Source organism: Lentzea flaviverrucosa, from assembly GCF_003350445.1.
Lineage (GTDB): Bacteria > Actinomycetota > Actinomycetes > Mycobacteriales > Pseudonocardiaceae > Lentzea > Lentzea californiensis.
Map to the genome: position 1 here is coordinate 181,501 of NZ_QQAU01000020.1, position 17,184 is coordinate 198,684.

General features: G+C 69.9%; 16 protein-coding genes and 1 rRNA gene. 4 read left to right on the top strand and 13 right to left on the bottom strand.

Going from position 1 to position 17,184, the window contains the following annotated elements; genetic code table 11:
* Positions 1–129: 129 nt before the first annotated feature.
* The 4 genes from DFR72_RS42050 to DFR72_RS42065 form a co-directional block, all read right to left on the bottom strand.
* On the bottom strand, positions 130–2,016 hold the full coding sequence (locus tag DFR72_RS42050; RefSeq protein WP_245983907.1) for an ABC transporter ATP-binding protein: 1,887 nt from the start codon (positions 2,014–2,016) through the stop codon (positions 130–132).
* A 93-nt stretch (positions 2,017–2,109) separates the two neighbouring features.
* Complete coding sequence (locus DFR72_RS42055; RefSeq protein WP_090065171.1) at positions 2,110–2,922, bottom strand: enoyl-CoA hydratase/isomerase family protein; 813 nt, start codon at positions 2,920–2,922, stop codon at positions 2,110–2,112.
* Between the two features lie 59 nt (positions 2,923–2,981).
* Entirely contained in the window at positions 2,982–3,191 is a 210-nt protein-coding gene (locus DFR72_RS42060) for a helix-turn-helix domain-containing protein (protein ID WP_030473247.1), read from the bottom strand.
* A gap of 174 nt (positions 3,192–3,365) precedes the next feature.
* Entirely contained in the window at positions 3,366–4,994 is a 1,629-nt protein-coding gene (locus tag DFR72_RS42065) for an ABC-F family ATP-binding cassette domain-containing protein (protein WP_090065172.1), read from the bottom strand.
* Between the two features lie 146 nt (positions 4,995–5,140).
* Between DFR72_RS42065 and DFR72_RS42070 the strand changes: the two genes are divergently transcribed.
* Positions 5,141–5,905 carry an SDR family oxidoreductase gene (locus DFR72_RS42070; protein ID WP_090065173.1) on the top strand — a complete coding sequence of 255 codons (765 nt, stop codon included), beginning with the start codon at positions 5,141–5,143 and terminating at the stop codon, positions 5,903–5,905.
* 205 nt (positions 5,906–6,110) lie between these two features.
* Here DFR72_RS42070 and DFR72_RS42075 read toward each other — a convergent pair whose 3' ends face one another.
* On the bottom strand, positions 6,111–6,998 hold the full coding sequence (locus tag DFR72_RS42075) for a LysR family transcriptional regulator (RefSeq protein ID WP_090065174.1): 888 nt from the start codon (positions 6,996–6,998) through the stop codon (positions 6,111–6,113).
* A gap of 80 nt (positions 6,999–7,078) precedes the next feature.
* On the opposite strand from DFR72_RS42075, the gene DFR72_RS42080 reads away from it, so the two are divergent.
* Together DFR72_RS42080 and DFR72_RS42085 are read left to right on the top strand one after the other, a co-directional pair.
* The gene (locus DFR72_RS42080) at positions 7,079–7,960 is read left to right on the top strand and encodes an EamA family transporter (protein WP_245983908.1); all 882 of its coding nucleotides are present in this window, start codon (positions 7,079–7,081) and stop codon (positions 7,958–7,960) included.
* Entirely contained in the window at positions 7,957–8,538 is a 582-nt protein-coding gene (locus DFR72_RS42085; RefSeq protein ID WP_090065176.1) for an NAD(P)-dependent oxidoreductase, read from the top strand. Before DFR72_RS42080 ends, DFR72_RS42085 begins: the two co-directional genes overlap by 4 nt.
* Here the strand turns inward: DFR72_RS42085 and DFR72_RS42090 are convergent.
* The 5 genes from DFR72_RS42090 to DFR72_RS42110 are packed head-to-tail and all read right to left on the bottom strand — an operon-like array spanning position 8,498 to position 11,098.
* On the bottom strand, positions 8,498–8,980 hold the full coding sequence (locus tag DFR72_RS42090) for a GNAT family N-acetyltransferase (protein WP_211335754.1): 483 nt from the start codon (positions 8,978–8,980) through the stop codon (positions 8,498–8,500). The two genes, DFR72_RS42085 and DFR72_RS42090, sit on opposite strands and share 41 nt — an antisense overlap.
* A 17-nt stretch (positions 8,981–8,997) precedes the next feature.
* The gene (locus DFR72_RS42095) at positions 8,998–9,471 is read right to left on the bottom strand and encodes a hypothetical protein (RefSeq protein ID WP_090065177.1); all 474 of its coding nucleotides are present in this window, start codon (positions 9,469–9,471) and stop codon (positions 8,998–9,000) included.
* Positions 9,471–9,974 carry a SigE family RNA polymerase sigma factor gene (locus tag DFR72_RS42100; protein WP_177224536.1) on the bottom strand — a complete coding sequence of 168 codons (504 nt, stop codon included), beginning with the start codon at positions 9,972–9,974 and terminating at the stop codon, positions 9,471–9,473. The genes DFR72_RS42095 and DFR72_RS42100 overlap by 1 nt, the downstream gene beginning before the upstream one ends.
* A gap of 10 nt (positions 9,975–9,984) precedes the next feature.
* Positions 9,985–10,386, bottom strand: coding sequence for a RodZ family helix-turn-helix domain-containing protein (locus tag DFR72_RS42105; RefSeq protein ID WP_143086694.1), 402 nt, complete (start codon positions 10,384–10,386; stop codon positions 9,985–9,987).
* A 31-nt stretch (positions 10,387–10,417) separates the two neighbouring features.
* Entirely contained in the window at positions 10,418–11,098 is a 681-nt protein-coding gene (locus tag DFR72_RS42110) for an acVLRF1 family peptidyl-tRNA hydrolase (protein WP_090065286.1), read from the bottom strand.
* A 420-nt stretch (positions 11,099–11,518) separates the two neighbouring features.
* On the opposite strand from DFR72_RS42110, the gene DFR72_RS42115 reads away from it, so the two are divergent.
* A complete protein-coding gene (locus DFR72_RS42115) occupies positions 11,519–12,325 on the top strand; it encodes a hypothetical protein (protein ID WP_245983909.1) in 807 nt (268 codons plus the stop codon).
* A 133-nt stretch (positions 12,326–12,458) separates the two neighbouring features.
* Here the strand turns inward: DFR72_RS42115 and DFR72_RS42120 are convergent, their stop codons facing one another.
* The 3 genes from DFR72_RS42120 to rrf form a co-directional block, all read right to left on the bottom strand.
* Complete coding sequence (locus DFR72_RS42120) at positions 12,459–15,248, bottom strand: S8 family serine peptidase (protein ID WP_245983910.1); 2,790 nt, start codon at positions 15,246–15,248, stop codon at positions 12,459–12,461.
* Positions 15,249–15,395: 147 nt separating this feature from the next.
* Positions 15,396–16,937: a deoxyguanosinetriphosphate triphosphohydrolase family protein gene (locus tag DFR72_RS42125; protein WP_090065182.1), complete on the bottom strand. Its 1,542-nt coding sequence runs from the start codon at positions 16,935–16,937 to the stop codon at positions 15,396–15,398.
* Between the two features lie 155 nt (positions 16,938–17,092).
* A 5S ribosomal RNA gene (rrf, locus tag DFR72_RS42130) occupies positions 17,093–17,184 on the bottom strand; the annotation flags it as partial.

Here is a 17,184-nt window from a genome sequence, read left to right on the forward strand (position 1 = left end):
CCACCCGCGCGGCCGCCACTCCGGGCAACCGCCAGAGCAAGCCGTCCCCAGGCGCCCACTTCCCAGGCACGCCCCACGGGCCGTCCGCGCTCCTCCGGCGAGCCGTCCGCACCGCGGGCGGCCCCTAGATCAGTTCGTCTGCGACACCTCGACGCGTTCGCTGAACTTCGGCGTCGGCAGCACGCCGACCACCGGAGGCTCGGCGAACTGGGTGTTGTAGAGGTCGGCGTAGCGGCCCTCGGCCGTCATCAGCTCGGTGTGCGTGCCCCGTTCGACGATGTCGCCGTGCTCCAGCACCAGGATCTGGTCGGCCGCGCGGATCGTCGAGAGGCGGTGGGCGATCACCAGCGACGTGCGTCCGTGCAGCGCCTCGGTCAGCGCCTCCTGCACCGCGGCCTCGGACTCCGAGTCCAGGTGTGCGGTGGCCTCGTCCAGGATCACCACGCGCGGCTTGGCCAGCAGCAGGCGGGCGATGGTGAGGCGTTGGCGTTCGCCGCCGGACAGGCGGTAGCCGCGCTCGCCGACCACGGTGTCGAGCTGGTCGGGCAGCGAGGCCACCAGGTCGAGCAGGCGGGCCCTGCGCAGCGAGTCCCACAGGTCGTCGTCGGTGGCGCCGGGTGAGGCGTACTCCAGGTTGGCGCGGATGGTGTCGTGGAAGAGGTGCCCGTCCTGGGTGACCACGCCGACGGACGCGCGCAGCGCCTCGAAGGTCAGGTCGCGGACGTCCACTCCGGACAGACGCACGGAGCCCGAGTCGACGTCGTAGAGCCGCGGTACGAGCGACGCGAGGGTGGACTTGCCCGCGCCGGACGAGCCGACCAGGGCGACCAGCTGGCCGGCCTCCGCCTTGAAGCTGATGCCGTGCAACACTTCCTCGCCGCCACGGGTGTCCAAAGTGGCCACGGACTCCAGCGAGGCCAGCGACACCTTGTCCGCCGACGGGTACGCGAAGCGCACGTCGGAGAACTCGACCGACACCGGGCCGTCGGGCACCGGGCGGGCGTCCGGCTTCTCCTTGATCATGGGGTCCAGGTCGAGCACCTCGAAGACGCGCTCGAACGACACCAGCGCCGTCATCAGGTCGACACGCGCGTTCGCGAGAGCCGTCAGCGGGGCGTACAGGCGGGTCAGCAGCAGCGCGAGCGACACCACGGCGCCGGCCGCCAGGTGCCCGGTCAGCGCGAGGTAGCCACCCAGGCCGTAGACGAGCGCCTGGGCCAGCGCCGAGACCAGCGTCAGGCCCGTCATGAACCAGCGGGTGGCCATCGCGGTCCGGATGCCGATGTCGCGGACCTGCGCGGCCTTCTCGGAGAACTCCTCCTCCTCGCGGGCCGGACGGCCGAACAGCTTCACCAGCGTCGCGCCGGGCGCCGAGAAGCGCTCCGTCGACTGGGTGACCATCGAGGCGTTCAGGGTGGAGGCCTCGCGCTGCATGTCCGCCATGCGGCGGCCCATCCGCTTGGCGGGCAGCACGAACACCGGCAGCAGCACCAGGGCCAAGGCGGTGACCTGCCACGACAGCGTGAACATGACGGCCAGCGACAGCACCAGCTGGATGATGTTCGTGACGAAGCCGGACAGCGTCGAGGTGAAGGCGCGCTGGGCGCCGATCACGTCGTTGTTCAGGCGTGAGACCAGCGCACCCGTGCGGGTGCGGGTGAAGAACGCGACGGGCATCTTCTGCACGTGGCCGAACACGGCACGACGCAGGTCGTAGATCAGGCCCTCACCGATGCGCGTCGACTGCCAGCGCTCGACCAGGCCCAGACCGGCGTCGACGATGGCGATGAGCGCGATCGCCACGGCCAGCCACACGACCACGGACGGCACGGAGCCGCGGACGATCGCGTCGACCACGCGGCCGGCCAGCAACGGCGTCGACACCGCGAGAACCGACGAGACGACCGTCAGCAGCAGGAACACCAGCAGCTTCGCCCGGTGCGGCCGGGCGAAGGCCAGAACGCGGCGGAACGTACCCCGGCGCACCTTCGAAGGCGCGTCCGACGTCGCTCCCATCATGAATCGCCAAGAGCTGTATCCGTCCACGCTGTCTAGAACAGCACAGCGGTCCGACAATTCCTTCGCGGACGGCTACAGCGGCGGCAAGGTTCAGCTTTGAGCGGACAGGGCCGCGAACGACTGCAGCCGGCGCAGCTGGGCGGCACGCTCCAGCACGAGCTGCGCCTCGGCCGTCGGCGACTCCGCGGCGGCCAGGACGAGCGCCAGCGTCTCCGACACGGCACCGGCCATCGGCTTGAGGACGGCGGCCACGAGCTCGTCGACAGCGGCGTCGAGCCCGTCCGCGGGCACGACGGAGTTCGCGAGGCCGATCCGCAGCGACTCCTCCGCCGACACCCGGCGGGAGGTCACGCACATCTCGGCCGCGCGCGAGTACCCCACGAGTCGCACCAACGGCAGCGTGCCGCCGAGGTCGGGCACCAAGCCCAGCCCGGTCTCGGCCATGCAGAACTGCGCGTCCTCGGCGAGCACGCGGAAGTCGCACGCCAGCGCCAACTGGAAACCCGCGCCGATGGCATGCCCTTGCACCGCGGCGATCGTCACGCGGGCGGGGTCGCGCAGCCAGGTGAACCCGGCCTGGTACGACGCGATGCGGGCGTCGGCCTCCGCAGCGGGAAGCGACAGGATCGCGCCGAGACCACCGGGTTCGCCGTCGACGGGCTCACCGGTGAACATCCGCCGGTCCAGCCCTGCCGAGAAGGCACGGCCGGAGCCCCGGACGACCACGACTCGGACGTCCGGGTCCAGCTGTTCGCCGATGTGCCGCAACGCCTGCCAGGTAGCCGGCGTCTGCGCGTTCAGCACGTCGGGACGATCGAGCGTGATGGTCGCGCGCGGCCCGGAGATCGCGAGCCGAACGCCACCGCGCTCGAGCACACCAGCGTCGATGGAAGGCACTGGCATGGTCGTTACCTCCGGCGGACTAGAAGCTAGTTACCGGAGAGTAGCAGTCTGAGTTCTGGTTACTTCTTCTTCGTCCGGGTGGCGCCACCGCGACCGCGCAGCGTGACCCCGGATTCTGAGAGAACCCGGTGCACGAAGCCGTAGGAACGCCCGGTGCTCTCCGCCAAAGCCCGGATGCTCGCGCCCTTTTCGTACTTCTTCTTCAGGTCAGCGGCCAGCTTGTCCCGTGTGGCGCCGGTGATCCGGGCACCCTTCTTCAGGTCAGCCACCTTGTCCCGCCTTCCGTACGAGCAGGTGGGCCGTTTGACGGCCCCTGTCGTCGCAATGATCGAACAGGAACCGGCAGAACGCCAGGTGATCAAGCAAAGAGATCGGTGAACGGTCGATTCGATCACACTCAGTTGATCACAGAACGCGCTCGGTAATCCTTTGACGGGTGGAGATCACGCCAGCTGAACGAGGTCGAGGTAGTCCTCTGACCAGTGGTCCTCGGTGCCGTCGGGCAGCAGAATGACCCGTTCGGGCTCCAGTGCCTCGACCGCGCCGGGGTCGTGCGTCACCAGGACGACGGCACCCTCGTAGCGCCGCAACGCGTCGAGCACCTGCTCACGCGAGGCCGGGTCGAGGTTGTTCGTCGGCTCGTCGAGCAGCAGCACGTTCGCCGCCGACGACACCAGACCGGCCAGCGCCAGCCGCGTCTTCTCGCCACCGGACAACGTGCCGGCGGGCTGGTCGAGCTGCTCACCGCTGAACAGGAACGTGCCGAGCAACGACCGCAGCCGCTGCTCCTGCTCGTCCGGCGCCATGTGGCGGATGTTCTCCCACACCGACGCGTTGTGGTCGAGCGTCTCGTGCTCCTGCGCGAAGTAGCCGATCTTCAGGCCGTGACCGGGGACGACGCCACCGGCGTCCGCCTTCTCGCTACCGCCCAGCAACCGCAGCAGCGTCGTCTTGCCGGCGCCGTTGAAGCCGAGCACGACGACGCGGGAACCCTTGTCGACGGCCAGGTCCACGCCGGTGAAGATCTCCAGCGAGCCGTAGGACTTGCTCAGACCCTCTGCCATCAAAGGGGTCTTGCCGCACGGGGCGGGCGACGGGAAGCTGATCTTCGCGACCTTGTCGCTCTGGCGCACGTCGTCGAGACCGTCGAGCAGCTTCTGAGCGCGCTTCGCCATGTTCTGCGCCGCAACGGCCTTCGTGGCCTTCGCGCCCATCTTGGCGGCCTGCGTCATCAGCGCGCCGGCCTTCTTCTCGGCGTTGGCGCGCTCACGGCGGCGGCGCTTCTCGTCCGTCGCACGGGCTTCGAGGTACTTCTTCCAGCCCAGGTTGTAGATGTCGACCTCGCCGCGCATCGCGTCGAGGAACCACACCTTGTTCACGACCTCGTCGAGCAGCTCGACGTCGTGCGAGATCACGACGAGGCCGCCGTCGTGCGACTTGAGGAAGCCGCGCAGCCACGTGATCGAGTCGGCGTCGAGGTGGTTCGTGGGCTCGTCGATCAGCAGGATCGTGCTCGACTTGGCACCGATGCCCGCCTCGGACGCGGCGAACAGGATGCGGGCGAGCTCGACGCGACGGCGCTGGCCACCGGACAGCGTGCTCAGCGGCTGCGCCAGGACCCGGTCCGGCAGACCGAGGTTCGAGCAGATGCGGGCGGCCTCGGACTCGGCGGCGTAACCACCGAGCGAGGAGAAGCGCTCTTCGAGCTTGCCGTACTTGGCGACGGCGACGTCGAGCTGGTCCGGGTCGACCAGCTCGGCCATCTTCGACTGGGCCTTCTCCATGTCGCGGAGCAGCTGGTCGAGACCGCGCGCGGACAGCACCCGGTCCTTGGCGATGACCGACAGGTCGCCCTCGCGGGGGTCCTGCGGCAGGTAGCCGAGCGCGCCCTTGCGCATGATGGTGCCGGCGTAGGGCTGACCCTCACCGGCGAGAACGCGCAGGGAGGTGGTCTTGCCGGCACCGTTGCGGCCCACGAGGCCGATGCGGTCGCCGGGCTGAACGCGCAGGTTGGCGCCGCTCACCAGAATGCGTGAGCCCGCGCGCAACTCCATGTCAGTTGCGGTGATCAAAAGAAACTCCGAGTAGCTACAAGAACTCCGGGCATGGCAAGGGATGGCACGTCCGGTTCGGCCTACTCCAGGAGGATCACGCGACCATCCTACGGGATTGCGACCATCGAATTTCCCACCTGTGGCGGGACGCATAGATTGCGGCCATGAGCGAAGACTTCTCGGGCAAGGCCGCGCTGGTCACCGGCGCGTCCCGCGGCATCGGCCACGGCATCGCGCGCGAGCTCCTCTCCCGCGGCGCGTCCGTCACGATCACGGGCCGCAAGGCCGACCAGCTGGACGAGGCGGCCAAGCAGCTGGCGGCCGACACGGGCGGTCGCGTCCTCGCGGTCGCGGGCAACGCAGGCGACGACGCGTCACGCGAAGAGGCCGTGGCGCGCACGGTCGAGGAGTTCGGCCGCCTCGACGTGCTCGTGAACAACACCGGCATCAACCCGCAGTTCGGCTTCCTGGTGGAGGCGGACCTGAACGCCGTCAAGAAGATCTTCGACGTCAACGTGGTGGCCGCGCTCGGTTTCGTCCAGCTCGCGTGGAAGGCGTGGATGGGCGAGCACGGCGGCGCGGTCGTGAACATCGCGTCGATCGGCGGCATCCGGTCCACGGGCGTGATCGGCGCGTACGGCGCGTCCAAGGCGGCGTTGATCCGCCTGACCGAGGAACTCGCGTGGCAGCTCGGCCCGAAGGTGCGCGTGAACGCCGTCGCGCCCGCCGTGGTGAAGACGAAGTTCGCGGAGGCGCTCTACGTCGGCCGCGAGGAGGAAGCCGCGCAGCAGTACCCGATGAAGCGCCTCGGCACGCCGGAGGACGTCGCCTCCCTCGTGGCTTTCCTGTGCTCGGACGGCGCTTCATGGATCACCGGCGAGACCGTCCGCGTCGACGGGGGTCTGCTCTCCACGGGCACCGCGGGCTGAATCACGCCACCACGGCCTGAATCACGCCACCACGGCCTGAATCACGCCACCACGGCCTGAATCACGCCACCACGGTCTGAGTCACACCATCGCGGTCTGAGTCACGCCACCACGGGCTGAGTCACGCCACCGCGGTCTAAGTCACGCCATCGCGGGCAACGCTCACGCAGGGGTCCCCCGCAGGGGGTCCCCTGCTTTCATCCTCTCAGGCACCACCGACAGTTTCGGGCACTCCGAGCACCTCCAGGAACGCCGCCGCCGCCGGAGTCAGCCCACCGGCGCTCCACACGAGGTGCTCCACCCGCGAGGGCCCGTCCACGATCGGCACGGTCACCACCCCGCTCAGCCGCGGCGTGTACCGCGACGGCAGCACGGCCACCGCGAGCCCCTCCCGGATCAGCCCGGCCATCAACTCCGCGGTCGTCACCTCGAACGCGACCTCGCGGTGCAGCCCCGCGATCGAGAAGGCCTGGTCCGACTGCGTCCGCCCCGGCGACCCCGCCGGGAAGTCGGCGAACAGCTCCTCCGCCAGGGTCCGCAGGTTCGTCGACTCCTGCCGTGCGAGCGGGTGCTCCGGCGCCATCACGGCCACGTGCTCGTCGCGCGCCAGCTGCCGGCCCCGCACGCCTTCCGGCCGCACGCCGAGCGGCAGGCCGAGGAACGCGAGGTCGAGCCCTCCCTGCCGCACCTGGTCGACGAGCTCGTAGCTCGACTGCATCCGCAACGCGACCCGCACCTGCGGATAGCGCTCGCGGAACACCTTCAACGCGGCCGGCAGGTCCACGGCGGCAACGGTCGGGATCACGCCGACCACCACCCGTCCGCGCACCTCCCCCACCGCCGCCGCGACCTCGGCCGCCGCCCGTTCGGCCAGGTCGAGGCACTGCCGCGCGGACGGCAGGAACGCCGCACCCGCCGGGGTCAGCCGCACGCTGCGGCTGGTGCGTTCGAACAACCGCGCGCCCAGCGACCGTTCGAGACGGGCGATCTGGTGACTCAAGGCCGACTGCACGACCAGGCACTGCCGGGCGGCCTTGGTGAAGCTGCCCGTCTCGGCGACCGCCACCACGTACCGCATCTGCTGGAGCTCCACGCCATCCATCTTGAATCACGATGGATCGGATGAAAAGCATGTGTTGGACTCATCGATCGAGCCCGCCAACACTGGACGACGTGAGAAACAGCGACCTCTCCCGCACCGCGCTCGCGGCGTTCGCACCGGTGGTCTGGGGTTCGACCTACGTGGTCACGACCGAACTGCTGCCGGTGGGCCACCCGCTCTTCGCGGGGTTGCTGCGCGCGCTTCCCGCGGGACTGGTCGCGCTGGCGCTCACCAGGACGCTGCCGCGCGGGTCGTGGTGGGCGAAGGCGGCCGCGCTGGGCGTGCTCAACATCGGCCTGTTCTTCCCGTTCCTGTTCATCGCGGCCGAACGCCTGCCCGGTGGTGTCGCGGCCACCCTGGGCGCCGCTCAGCCGCTCGTGGTGGCACTGCTGGCGGTCGGGGTGCTCAGGGAGAGCCCGTCCGCGTGGCGACTCGCCTGGGGCGTGATCGGCATGCTCGGCGTCGGGCTCGTGGTCCTCGGCCCAGCGGCCGGGTTCGACCTGGCCGGCGTGCTGGCCGGACTGGGCGGCGCCGCGACCATGGCGCTCGGCGTGACGCTGACGAAGAAGTGGGGCAGGCCGGCCGGGGCGAGCCCGACGGCGTTCGCGGGCTGGCAGCTCACCGCGGGCGGGCTGTTCCTGGTGCCGGTGACGTTCCTGTTCGAGGGCCCGCCGCCGGCGATCGGCCTCACCGCGCTGCTCGGCTACCTGTGGCTCGGCGGTGTCGGCGGCCTGCTCGCCTACGTGCTGTGGTTCCGCGCGATCGGCACGCTGCCGGTCACGTCCGTCTCGATGCTCGGCCTGCTGTCCCCCATGGTCGCCGCGGCGCTCGGCGTCGTCGTCCTCGGCCAGACCCTGGACCTGGTGCAGCTCACCGGGTTCGCACTCGCCCTCGCCGCGATCGTCGCCGCCCAGCGACCGGCACCCGTTCTCGCCGAAGGAGCTCTCCAGTGAAGATCGCAGTCGTCGGCGCGTCCGGCATGGTCGGTTCGCGGGTCGTCGCCGAGGCGGTGCGGCGCGGACACGACGTGACAGGTGTCTCCCGCGGCGCCGGCGGTGACGCCACCGACCGGGAGCTGATGGACGGCGTTCTGTCCGGAGTGGACAGTGCGGTGGTGGCCACCACGGGCGTCACCTCGACGGTGGTGCTCGACGCGGCGTTCGCGACACGCACACGGGTCATCGTCGTCGGAGGCGCCGCCCCGCTGCGCACACCGGACGGCCCGGGGCTCGTGCTCGACGACGAGCGGTACGTGCCGGCGCACATCCGTCCCGTCGCCGAGGCGAGCATGCGCCAGCTGGAGGAGTGCCGCGCCCACCAGGCCGAATGGGTGTACCTGAGCCCGCCCGCGCTGCTCGAACCCGGCGACCGCACCGGCTCCTACCGGCGCGGCACGGACGAGCTGCTGACGGGTCCGTCCGCGATCTCGGCGGAGGACCTCGCCGTGGCGGTGCTCGACGAACTGGAGTCCCCCGGCGCGGACCGGCACTTCACGGTCGCGAGCCCGGGCCCAGGTCCAGCCGCAGGATGATCTCGCCGTCGTCGTCGGCCTCGCCGGTGGGCACGAACCCGAACCCTCGGTAGAACGGCTCCGGCGACCCCTCCCCCGGCACGCAGCTGGTGAGCAGTTCAGCGGCCCCGGCGGCCCTCAGCAACGCCACGACCTCGCCGAGGATCGCGCGGCCGTGACCACGGCCCTGGTGCTCGGCGCCGACGAGCAGCCGCCACAGGAAGTACGGCCCGTACAGGCCGGGGCCGGGAACGTTGTCCCAGCTCAGCATCACGAACCCGACCGGCACGTCACCGTCGTAGGCCGCGCGGAACCACGGCTTCGCGTCGGGGTTCTCCCGAGCGTCCACGAAGGACTTCTTGACGGAGGCGACGAACCGTTCCTGCGCGGGATGCACGCGCACGGCGACCACGGCGTCGCGATTGGCATCGGTGATCTCGACCAGGCGGATCTGAGCGCTCATGGCCCGGATCATGCCGCTCAGCGCGAGGTCTGCGGCACCGAATCAGCAACGGAGGACGACGAGGGTGGCTGCACGGACGTCGGCGGCACGCCCGGCTTCGTCACCGAGCCGGGCGGCGGCGTCGTGGAACCCGGAGCGGTCGTCAACTGGACCGGCGGTGTCTGCGGTGCGTGCGAACTGGGCGGGTTCAACGTCGTCGGCGTCGGCTGCACGGAAGGCGATGACGGCGAGGTGGTCGGCGGAACCTGCGACGTCGTCGAGGACGGCCCCGGTGTCGCCGGTTCCGGGGGTGCCGCGGCCGGCAGCACGGCGAGCGCCACCGCCACGACCCCCACGGTCGCGAGCCCGCTGCCGACCACCGCGATGGTGCGGCGCCGGGACCGCACGGCCTGGCCGCGCTGGATCACGTCGGCCGCGGTGACGGCACGCGGCGGCGCCCCTTCCTGGTGCAGAGCGGAGAAAGTCGCCCGCAGGTCGTCTTCGCGAACCATCACACCTCCAGCCTCAAGTGGTCGAATTCCGGTCCCAGCTTGCGCCGCAGCGTCTCCAGGCCCTTGCTGCTCTGCGACTTCACCGTGCCCGTCGAGCAGTTCAGCGCCGTCGCGGTGTCCTCGACGCTGAGATCGTGCCAAAAGCGCAGCACGAGGACAGCGCGTTGCCGTGCGGGCACGGCGGTGAGCGCCTGCCACACCACGAGCCTGTCCTCCGCCGTCGTGACGGAGGACAGGCCCTCTGGGGGTGCGTCAGTCAGCTTCTCCCTGCGCCACCGCACCTTGCGGCGTTCCGCGAGGAACGTCCGCACGACGATCTGACGCAGGTACGGCTCCAGCCCCGACCGGTCCGAGAGCTTCGGACCGGCCAGGTACAGCTTCAAGAACCCCGACTGCATGAGGTCTTCCGCCTCGTGCCAGTTCCCGCACAACAAGAACGCGGTGAACCGCATCGAGTCGGCGTACCGGTCGAAGCAGTCGGTGAACTCGGCCTCCCAGTTCAGAGGTGACTCCCTACCGGGCGGTGGACGACGGAGCCGGCGTCGTGGCGGGCGGGGTCCACGTCGTGGGGCTGTGGCTGACCGGCGGCGTCGGCAGGACCGAAGGCGTCGGCAGGACCGACGGGGGCGCGGTCGTCGGCGGGTACGCCGGGTGCGACGACGGCGGCAGCACGGTCGTGGGCGGGTGCCCCGGCTTCGACGACGGAGGAACGACGGACGGCGTGACCTCGGGCGCGGTCGAAGACGGCGGCAGCACCGAAGGACTGGTCGAGACCGGGGACGACGTGGGCGGCTGCGGAGCCGAGGTCGTGGGCTGGGGCGCGCTGTCGCCGCCGCTCAGCGCGAGGGCGGGCACCGCGATGCCGATGGCACCCAGCGCGACCGCTCCGGCCACGATCACCATTCGTTTGCGCACTTGCAGCTCCAGCAGGTCAGTGGCGCCAGGATCAGGCACCCTCACCCGTATCCATGTGGCTGGGCCCCGGTCCGGTTGCCCGTGTGTCCTGGATCACGATCTCGACGCAGCGGGCTCGTTCCGCGGCCTCGTCCAGCACAGTGCGCCGGGGTTCCGGGACGTCCAGCACGCGGTCCTCGGCCCTGCTGAAGACGCCCGAGAGCCTGCGGTCGTTGCGCAGCACGTCCAGCGCCTGCCAGTCGCCGCCCAGCACGACGCCGTCGAGGTAGGCGAGCCGCGGCACGAGCACCCTGGCCACGTCGTCCGCGGCGGCCTGCAGCGCGACCCTGGCCTGACCCTCTCGGCGGCGGGCGAACCGCTGCTGCGACCACCCGCCGGCCCGGATGCGGCCGTGGACCTGCTTGCGGTCCGTGGCCGACACCTCGACCTTGCCGCCGAACGCCACCCCGACGCTGTGGCCGCCGAGCCGTACGAGGACCAGCCCGATCCTGCGGGGCTCGGTCAACTTTTCAACTACCTCTAATAGAGAGGTACCGCCGCGCGTCGCGAACGTGGCCGTCGCGCCGTCCTCGGCGGTGATGACGACCTCGGCTTCGGCCACACGGACCTCGGTCGCGCCGTGCCGGTCCGCGAACCGGTCGATCCACCCGAGAACCCGCTCCGGTTCGACCTCGACGGCCCTTCCACCGGGGACCGGACGCACCCTGCTCACCTGGCCGCCACCCCCTGAGCCCCGTGGCCGGGGCCGATCATCGTGCACGCAGTAGAACCGGTCCGACACAGGCCGTGAACGCACAGAGATGTTACTGGTGGGTTCGATTCACTTGACAGATGAGTCTCGAAAGCGTGAACTCATCAACCGTATGGATTAACCATTGACTCCATCCGGCTCCGACCAGCGATGTTCACGGACGGGTAGGGTCACTGGGGCGTGATCTTATGACAGCGGGGAGTCACCATGACGACTGCTGCCGGTCGACCAACACTGACCGTCGAGGACACTGACTCGACGGGTCACGGCAGCCTTGCGCAACTCTTGACGACGGGACCGTTCCCGGAAGCGTTGAGGGCGGCGATCAAGGCTAGCCGACTCAGTCTCGACCGCATCCAGCACCGGTTGGCACTGCGCGGAGTGACCATCAGCGTCGCGACGCTCAGCTACTGGCAGTCAGGACGACGAAGGCCTGAACGCCCTGAGTCACTGGAGGCGCTGCGGCACCTCGAGTCGGTTCTGGGAGTGCCTCAGTCGGGTCTGTCGGCGTTGCTCGGTCCACCTCGTCCGCGAGGCCGCCGCTGCCGCCCGACGACGATGATGCCGATCGACGCCCTGTGGGCGCGAAGGGAGCGGGTCGCGAACCTGCTCTCGAAGGTCGACACGTCCTCTGACCTGAAGCTCGGCCGGATCAGCCAGCACGACCGCATCGAGATCTCTGCCGACGGCGGGCAGAAATCCGTGTGGGTGCGGCAGATCCTCCGCGCGGAGCAGGACGGGCCCGACCGCTGGGCGCTCGTGTTCGAGACCGAGGAGTCCGACGTGCTCCCCGAGATCCTGAACGTGCGCAACTGCCACCTCGGCCGGATCGCCCGTGACCACGAGGCCAACATCATGGTCGCGGAGATGATGTTCGAACGGCCTCTGGCCCGCGGCGAGACCCTCATCATGGAATACCAGCTGGTGTTCCCCGAGGGCCACGCCCCCAAGGGCAACAACACGTTCGCGCGCAAGTTCCGGCTGCCGGTGCGCGAGTACGTGATCGAGGTCCGGTTCGACGAGACGAACCTGCCGTCGCGCGTGCAGCAGTACAGCGTGCCCGCGGGCGACGAGACGCCTTCGCGGCGGCGCAACCTCACCCTGGACTCGGGTGGCGGCGTGCACGCCGTGGCGCTCGGGTTCGGTCCCGGCGTGTTCGGCATCCGGTGGGAGTGGCCGAACCGCTAGCAAGGCCTTGAACGACGTCAGGGGCGCTTCCCGATCCGGGAGGCGCCCCTTTTTCCGTTCGGGCTTCAGGACGGCACGGAGAAGGCCCCCGGCTCGCGAGCCGGGGGCCTTCCGTCAGGTCGAGCTCAGGTCATCAGACCCAGCCGGCGGCGCTGAGGGTCACCGAGCGGATCGAACCGCGGTCGGAGCCCACCACGTCGGCGACCTTGAACACCCACGTGCCGTCGACGGGCTCCGCGGTCAGCGAGGACAGCGGCGCACCCGCCTTCCACGAGCCGGTGAACGGCGCGTTGGCGCTCGTCACGCTCGAGAACGGCGACGTGGCCGCGTCGTCGAACACGGCCTGGCAGATGTTGTTGCCGGTGCCGCCCGCCCGTGAGAACAGCGTCACGGACTTGCCGGACGGCGAGGTGAGCGTGCCCACCAGGTCGCCGACGAAGGTGTGGTCGATGCCGACCGTCGTGGAGCCCTCGGTGGCCGAGCACGTCGCGCCGTCCACGGAGAACTTCAGGTTCGACGCCGCGCCGACACCCGTCACCGGCAGCGAGACCGAGACACCGGTCTGGTCGTTGTCCGGGATGGCGAGCGGTTCGCCGGTGTAGGCGAACGTCTTGAACTCGCGCGACGGCTCACCCACGCGCAGCGTGAACGAGCTCGTCGTCGGTGACGTCGAACCCGCGTAGGTCACGCGTGCGTCGAGCTTGACCGCCGAACCGAGCGCGGCCGAGGCCGGCACGGTCACCTTGTAGGTGTTGCTGACGGTCTGGCCCGGGTCGATGTTGCCGTAGTACTTGGAGCGCGGCGCGATGGTCACGCCGGCCGACGTCGTCGACAGCACGACCGAGGTCGACGCGGCCGAGCCGTCACCGTTGTTGGCCACCGGCACCGTCACCGTGGCACTGGTGCCCGGCTTGAGGAAAGCGCTTCCGTCGGCGTCGTTGACGATCGTCGGCTTCTGCGCGCGGGCCAGTGCCTGCGGCGACGCACCCGTGTACTGCAGGACGCGGTCGGCCATCACGATGCCGGCGCCGGTGCGGTTGTCCACACCGGACTCGACGATGTCGATCGCCGTCGCCACAAGGGCTTCCTTGACCTCGGCGGGCGTCAGCGTCGGGTTGCCGGACAGGACCAGGCCGGCGATCGCGGCGGCGTTCGGAGCAGAGGCGGACGTGCCGAAGAACGGCGCGAAGCCCGGCACCGACGTGGTCACGCCGTCGGCCGCGGTGATGTCCGGCTTCTGCCGGGTCTCGGCGAGCGGTGAGCCGTCCGGTGCGAAGAACGTCTTGCGCGGGCCGTCGGAGGTGAAGCGCTCCGGCTTCTGCGTGCCGTCGAAGGCGTTGGGGTACGGGCCCTTCGGGTTGGCGGGGTCGCCCGGTTCGAGGTCGAACGGCAGTGCCGCGGCGGCGGGTGCGGCCGCGACGGAGATCGCGCCCTTGGCCGCCGAGTGGCCGCGCGTGGTGCCCGGCGTGACGTACTTCTTCAGGCCGTCGTTGGTGTCGGCGAACCGGCCACCGAACAGCGACAGCGCGAAGTACTTGTCGTCACCGCGGTACTTCACGACCGCGAGGCGCGTCCCGGTCGAGCTCGCCGGGGTGTTGATGCGCTCGTACGGGTCCTGTGCGCCGTCCTGGTTGTTCTGGCTGAACGTGACGACGTTGCCCTGGGCGTTGACCAGGTAGAGGTCGTAGTCGTTGGCCGACTGGCCGAGCGGGTCGGCCCAGTGCAGCACCGTCGGGGTGTCGCCCGAGAAGTTCGACAGCGGGTTGAACAGCTGCTTGGCGTTCGGGTCCGGGTTGAAGTCGTGCGCGGAACCGGCGAACTTGCCGACGCCCACACCCGAGTCGACGAACTGGCCCTCGTAGTGGCCGGAGGTGCCGTCCTCGACGTTGCCCTGGTTGCCCGCGCTGGAGAAGAACATCGCGCCGTCGGCGACGACCGCGTCCACCGCGCGCGCGATGATGCCGTCCTGGAACGGCGACTCGTTGAAGTAGATGACGTCGTCGACGATGACGTCGCAGCCGAGGTCGAAGCGCAGCTTCTTGATGTTGTCCGCGAAGCTCGCGTCGCCGTTGAACGCCGTGGCGAAGCCGAGCTCGGCGTTGGGCGCGAGGTCGTGCAGGATCTCGAGCATCGCGGTGCCCTCGTCACCGGAACCCGCCTGACCCGGCACGATGTCGACGGCCGGCAGTTCGCCGGAGGCCTGCGACACGGTCAGCGAACCCACGCCGTCCGACAGCGCGCAGAGCTTCACGCCGACACCGGTCACGCGGAAGGAACCGCGTGCGGCCTCGGCGTTGTGCGCCTTGTCGCTCTCCGCGACCTTGGCGGCCTGGACGGAGAGCTGCTTCTCCGAGAGCCGGCGCTCGACCTCCCGCGACTTGTCCTCTTTGGACGGAGCCTTGCGGGACTTGGCGTCCTTCTTGTTCTTCACGTCCTGGGTCATCGCGTCGCTGCCCGGCTCGACACGGGCGACGTCGGAGCGCCCGGCGATCTCGGCGATCTTCGCGACCGGAACCTCCGCACGCACGGTGCGGTGCTCGGGGGACACTGCCCGGATCTGTCCGCCCGCCGCGCGGACAGCGTTGACCAGGTCCTCGGAGTACTGCTTGGCACGGATGTCGACGAGAGTGGTGGACTTCGGCGTCACGGCAACGCCGGTCTGCACCTGCGGAAGGGCGCTCGTGGTACCAGTTGAGACGCGCTTGCGCGCCTCCACGACCAGTGCGCTGTCCACCTTGGACTCTGCTGGGGTGAGCGACTTCTTGATGCTCTGCAGCGCGGAGATCTGCGCTGCCGTGCGGTCGCTGATGGACTTGGACGCCTTGCCCGGATCAGCGGACGCCGGCGTGACTGCGGTGAGTGCGGCCAGAAGAACTGCGGTACCTGCGGTGACTAAGGTCGTGCCTCTTCGAGATCGGCGCACAGGAGTTTCTCCCCCGAACGTTGGCGTGCCCCCGAGCACGCGGCCTGCGACCGGAGATTCCCGGTCGAGGCGCCAACGTATGGTGCTTGCCTGATCACAGTCAGCATCCGATTGGGCTACTTCCCACTTAGCAGACGCGATCACACTTCACAGAACAAAAGCGTCAGTCCACAACTGACCGGTTCGCCCGGAAAGGGCTTCCAGCAGTGCGGCCGCCTGGTTGTCCGTCAGCGACGCAACGAAGTCGACGACCGCGCGTCCGCGTGCCAATCCCCTGACGGCATCTGGCCCTACCGGAAGCTCGCCGGCGGCACCGACCAATGTGGACGGCTCCGTCCGGGCGAGCGCCGCGTACTCCGTTTCGGCCAGCTCCACCAGATCGTGCAACCTGCGCGGCAACCGGTCCGCCTCCGCCCGGTCGGTCACCCACTGCTCCAGGGCGTCCACGAGCGAACTGAGCAAACGCGCCTGTCCACGTTGGTGCAACGCCAGATCCGGCCGCAGCAACACAAAGCGGCGGTGCACGAACTTCAACACCTGCACCTCGTGCCACTGTGGAACCGCGAGCACCACGTGCCCGGAACGCGGTGTGGGCTCCTCGATCACCCCGACCGCGTCGACGAGCCGGCGCGTCCACCGCGCACTGAACCCGGCGACCGCCTGCTCGGCCTCGACCGACCCGTCGAAGGGCACCGACAGCAACCCGTCGACGAGCTCCTTGCTCACCTTGCGCACCGCCATCGCGAACGCTTCGTCGCTCATCACCCAGGAGTCCTTGAGGTGCATGCGCCTGCGGAGCGTCTCCAGCGACCGCCCGGGCATCCGGATCTCGGCGTAGAGCTCGGCGTCGCTCAGCCCGGCGAGGTCGAGCGCCTGGGCCTGCCACGTGCCGAGCTCGGCGGCGACCGTCGCGTGCTGCAGCACACCGACCCGGTGGAAGTCCTCCAGGTCGTGGATCGCGTACGCGATGTCGTCCGCGGTGTCCATGACGCTCGCCTCGACGGTCTGCTGCCACGACTCGACGCGGCCCTCGAACGGTTCGCGCGCCTGCCGCAGGTCGCTGATCTCCGTCACGTACGCGGAGAACTTCGAACTGCCGGTGCCCGGCATGTCGTCCGGCTCGGCCGCACCACGGGGCGCGACCGGCAGGTCGAGCGACTGGTGCCGCGTCCACGGGTACTTCAGCATCGCCGCCCGCACCGCCACGGTCAGGTCGAGGCCGAGCGCCTTGGGACCCCGCACGTCCGTGGTCGTGACGATGCGGAACGACTGCGCGTTGCCCTCGAACCCGTCCGGCAGCCCGAACCTGTGCCGGGCCAGCCGATCGAGGACCTGTTCCCCGAGGTGGCCGAACGGCGGGTGTCCCAGGTCGTGCGCGAGGGCGGCGGCCTCGACGACGTCGGGGTCGCACCCTCCCAGCTTCTCGAGCACCGCGGTCAGTTCGGGGCGGTTGGTCAGGCGCTCGGCGATGGCGCGCGCGGCCTGGGCGACCTTCAGGCTGTGGGTGAGGCGGTTGTGCACGAGCAGACCCGAGCCGGTGGAGCTGACGACCTGGGTGACTCCGCCGAGCCTCGCAAAGAACGGGGAACTCGCCACGCGGTCGCGGTCGACCCGGAACGGGTTCGTGGCGAGGTCTGCGGTCCTTCCCACGCCGGCTGACCTTCGGGCGGTGCGGTGCTCGTTGTGCATGGTGGAGAAGGTACCGGGCAGTCAGGAGTCTCGGCGTTCCACGCGCCTTCGTCACCGAACGGTGGCGCTGATGATCGCGCCGAAGCCGGCGAACGCAGAAAACCCCCGAGGGGAGCGCTTGTGGCGCTCGACCCTCGAGGGTTTTCTGTACGTAAGTTCGGCGGCGACCTACTCTCCCACACCGTAACCAGTGCAGTACCATCGGCGCAGAAGGGCTTAACTACCGGGTTCGGAATGGGACCGGGTG

Bases quoted from the DNA above. Each gene is read 5' to 3' on its own strand.
- DFR72_RS42125 (WP_090065182.1), bottom strand. From the start codon at position 16,937: ATGCACAACGAGCACCGCACCGCCCGAAGGTCAGCCGGCGTGGGAAGG.
- DFR72_RS42070 (WP_090065173.1), top strand. From the start codon at position 5,141: ATGAGCGAAGACTTCTCGGGCAAGGCCGCGCTGGTCACCGGCGCGTCC.
- DFR72_RS42050 (WP_245983907.1), bottom strand. From the start codon at position 2,016: ATGGGAGCGACGTCGGACGCGCCTTCGAAGGTGCGCCGGGGTACGTTC.
- DFR72_RS42090 (WP_211335754.1), bottom strand. From the start codon at position 8,980: ATGAGCGCTCAGATCCGCCTGGTCGAGATCACCGATGCCAATCGCGAC.
- DFR72_RS42055 (WP_090065171.1), bottom strand. From the start codon at position 2,922: ATGCCAGTGCCTTCCATCGACGCTGGTGTGCTCGAGCGCGGTGGCGTT.
- DFR72_RS42095 (WP_090065177.1), bottom strand. From the start codon at position 9,471: ATGGTTCGCGAAGACGACCTGCGGGCGACTTTCTCCGCTCTGCACCAG.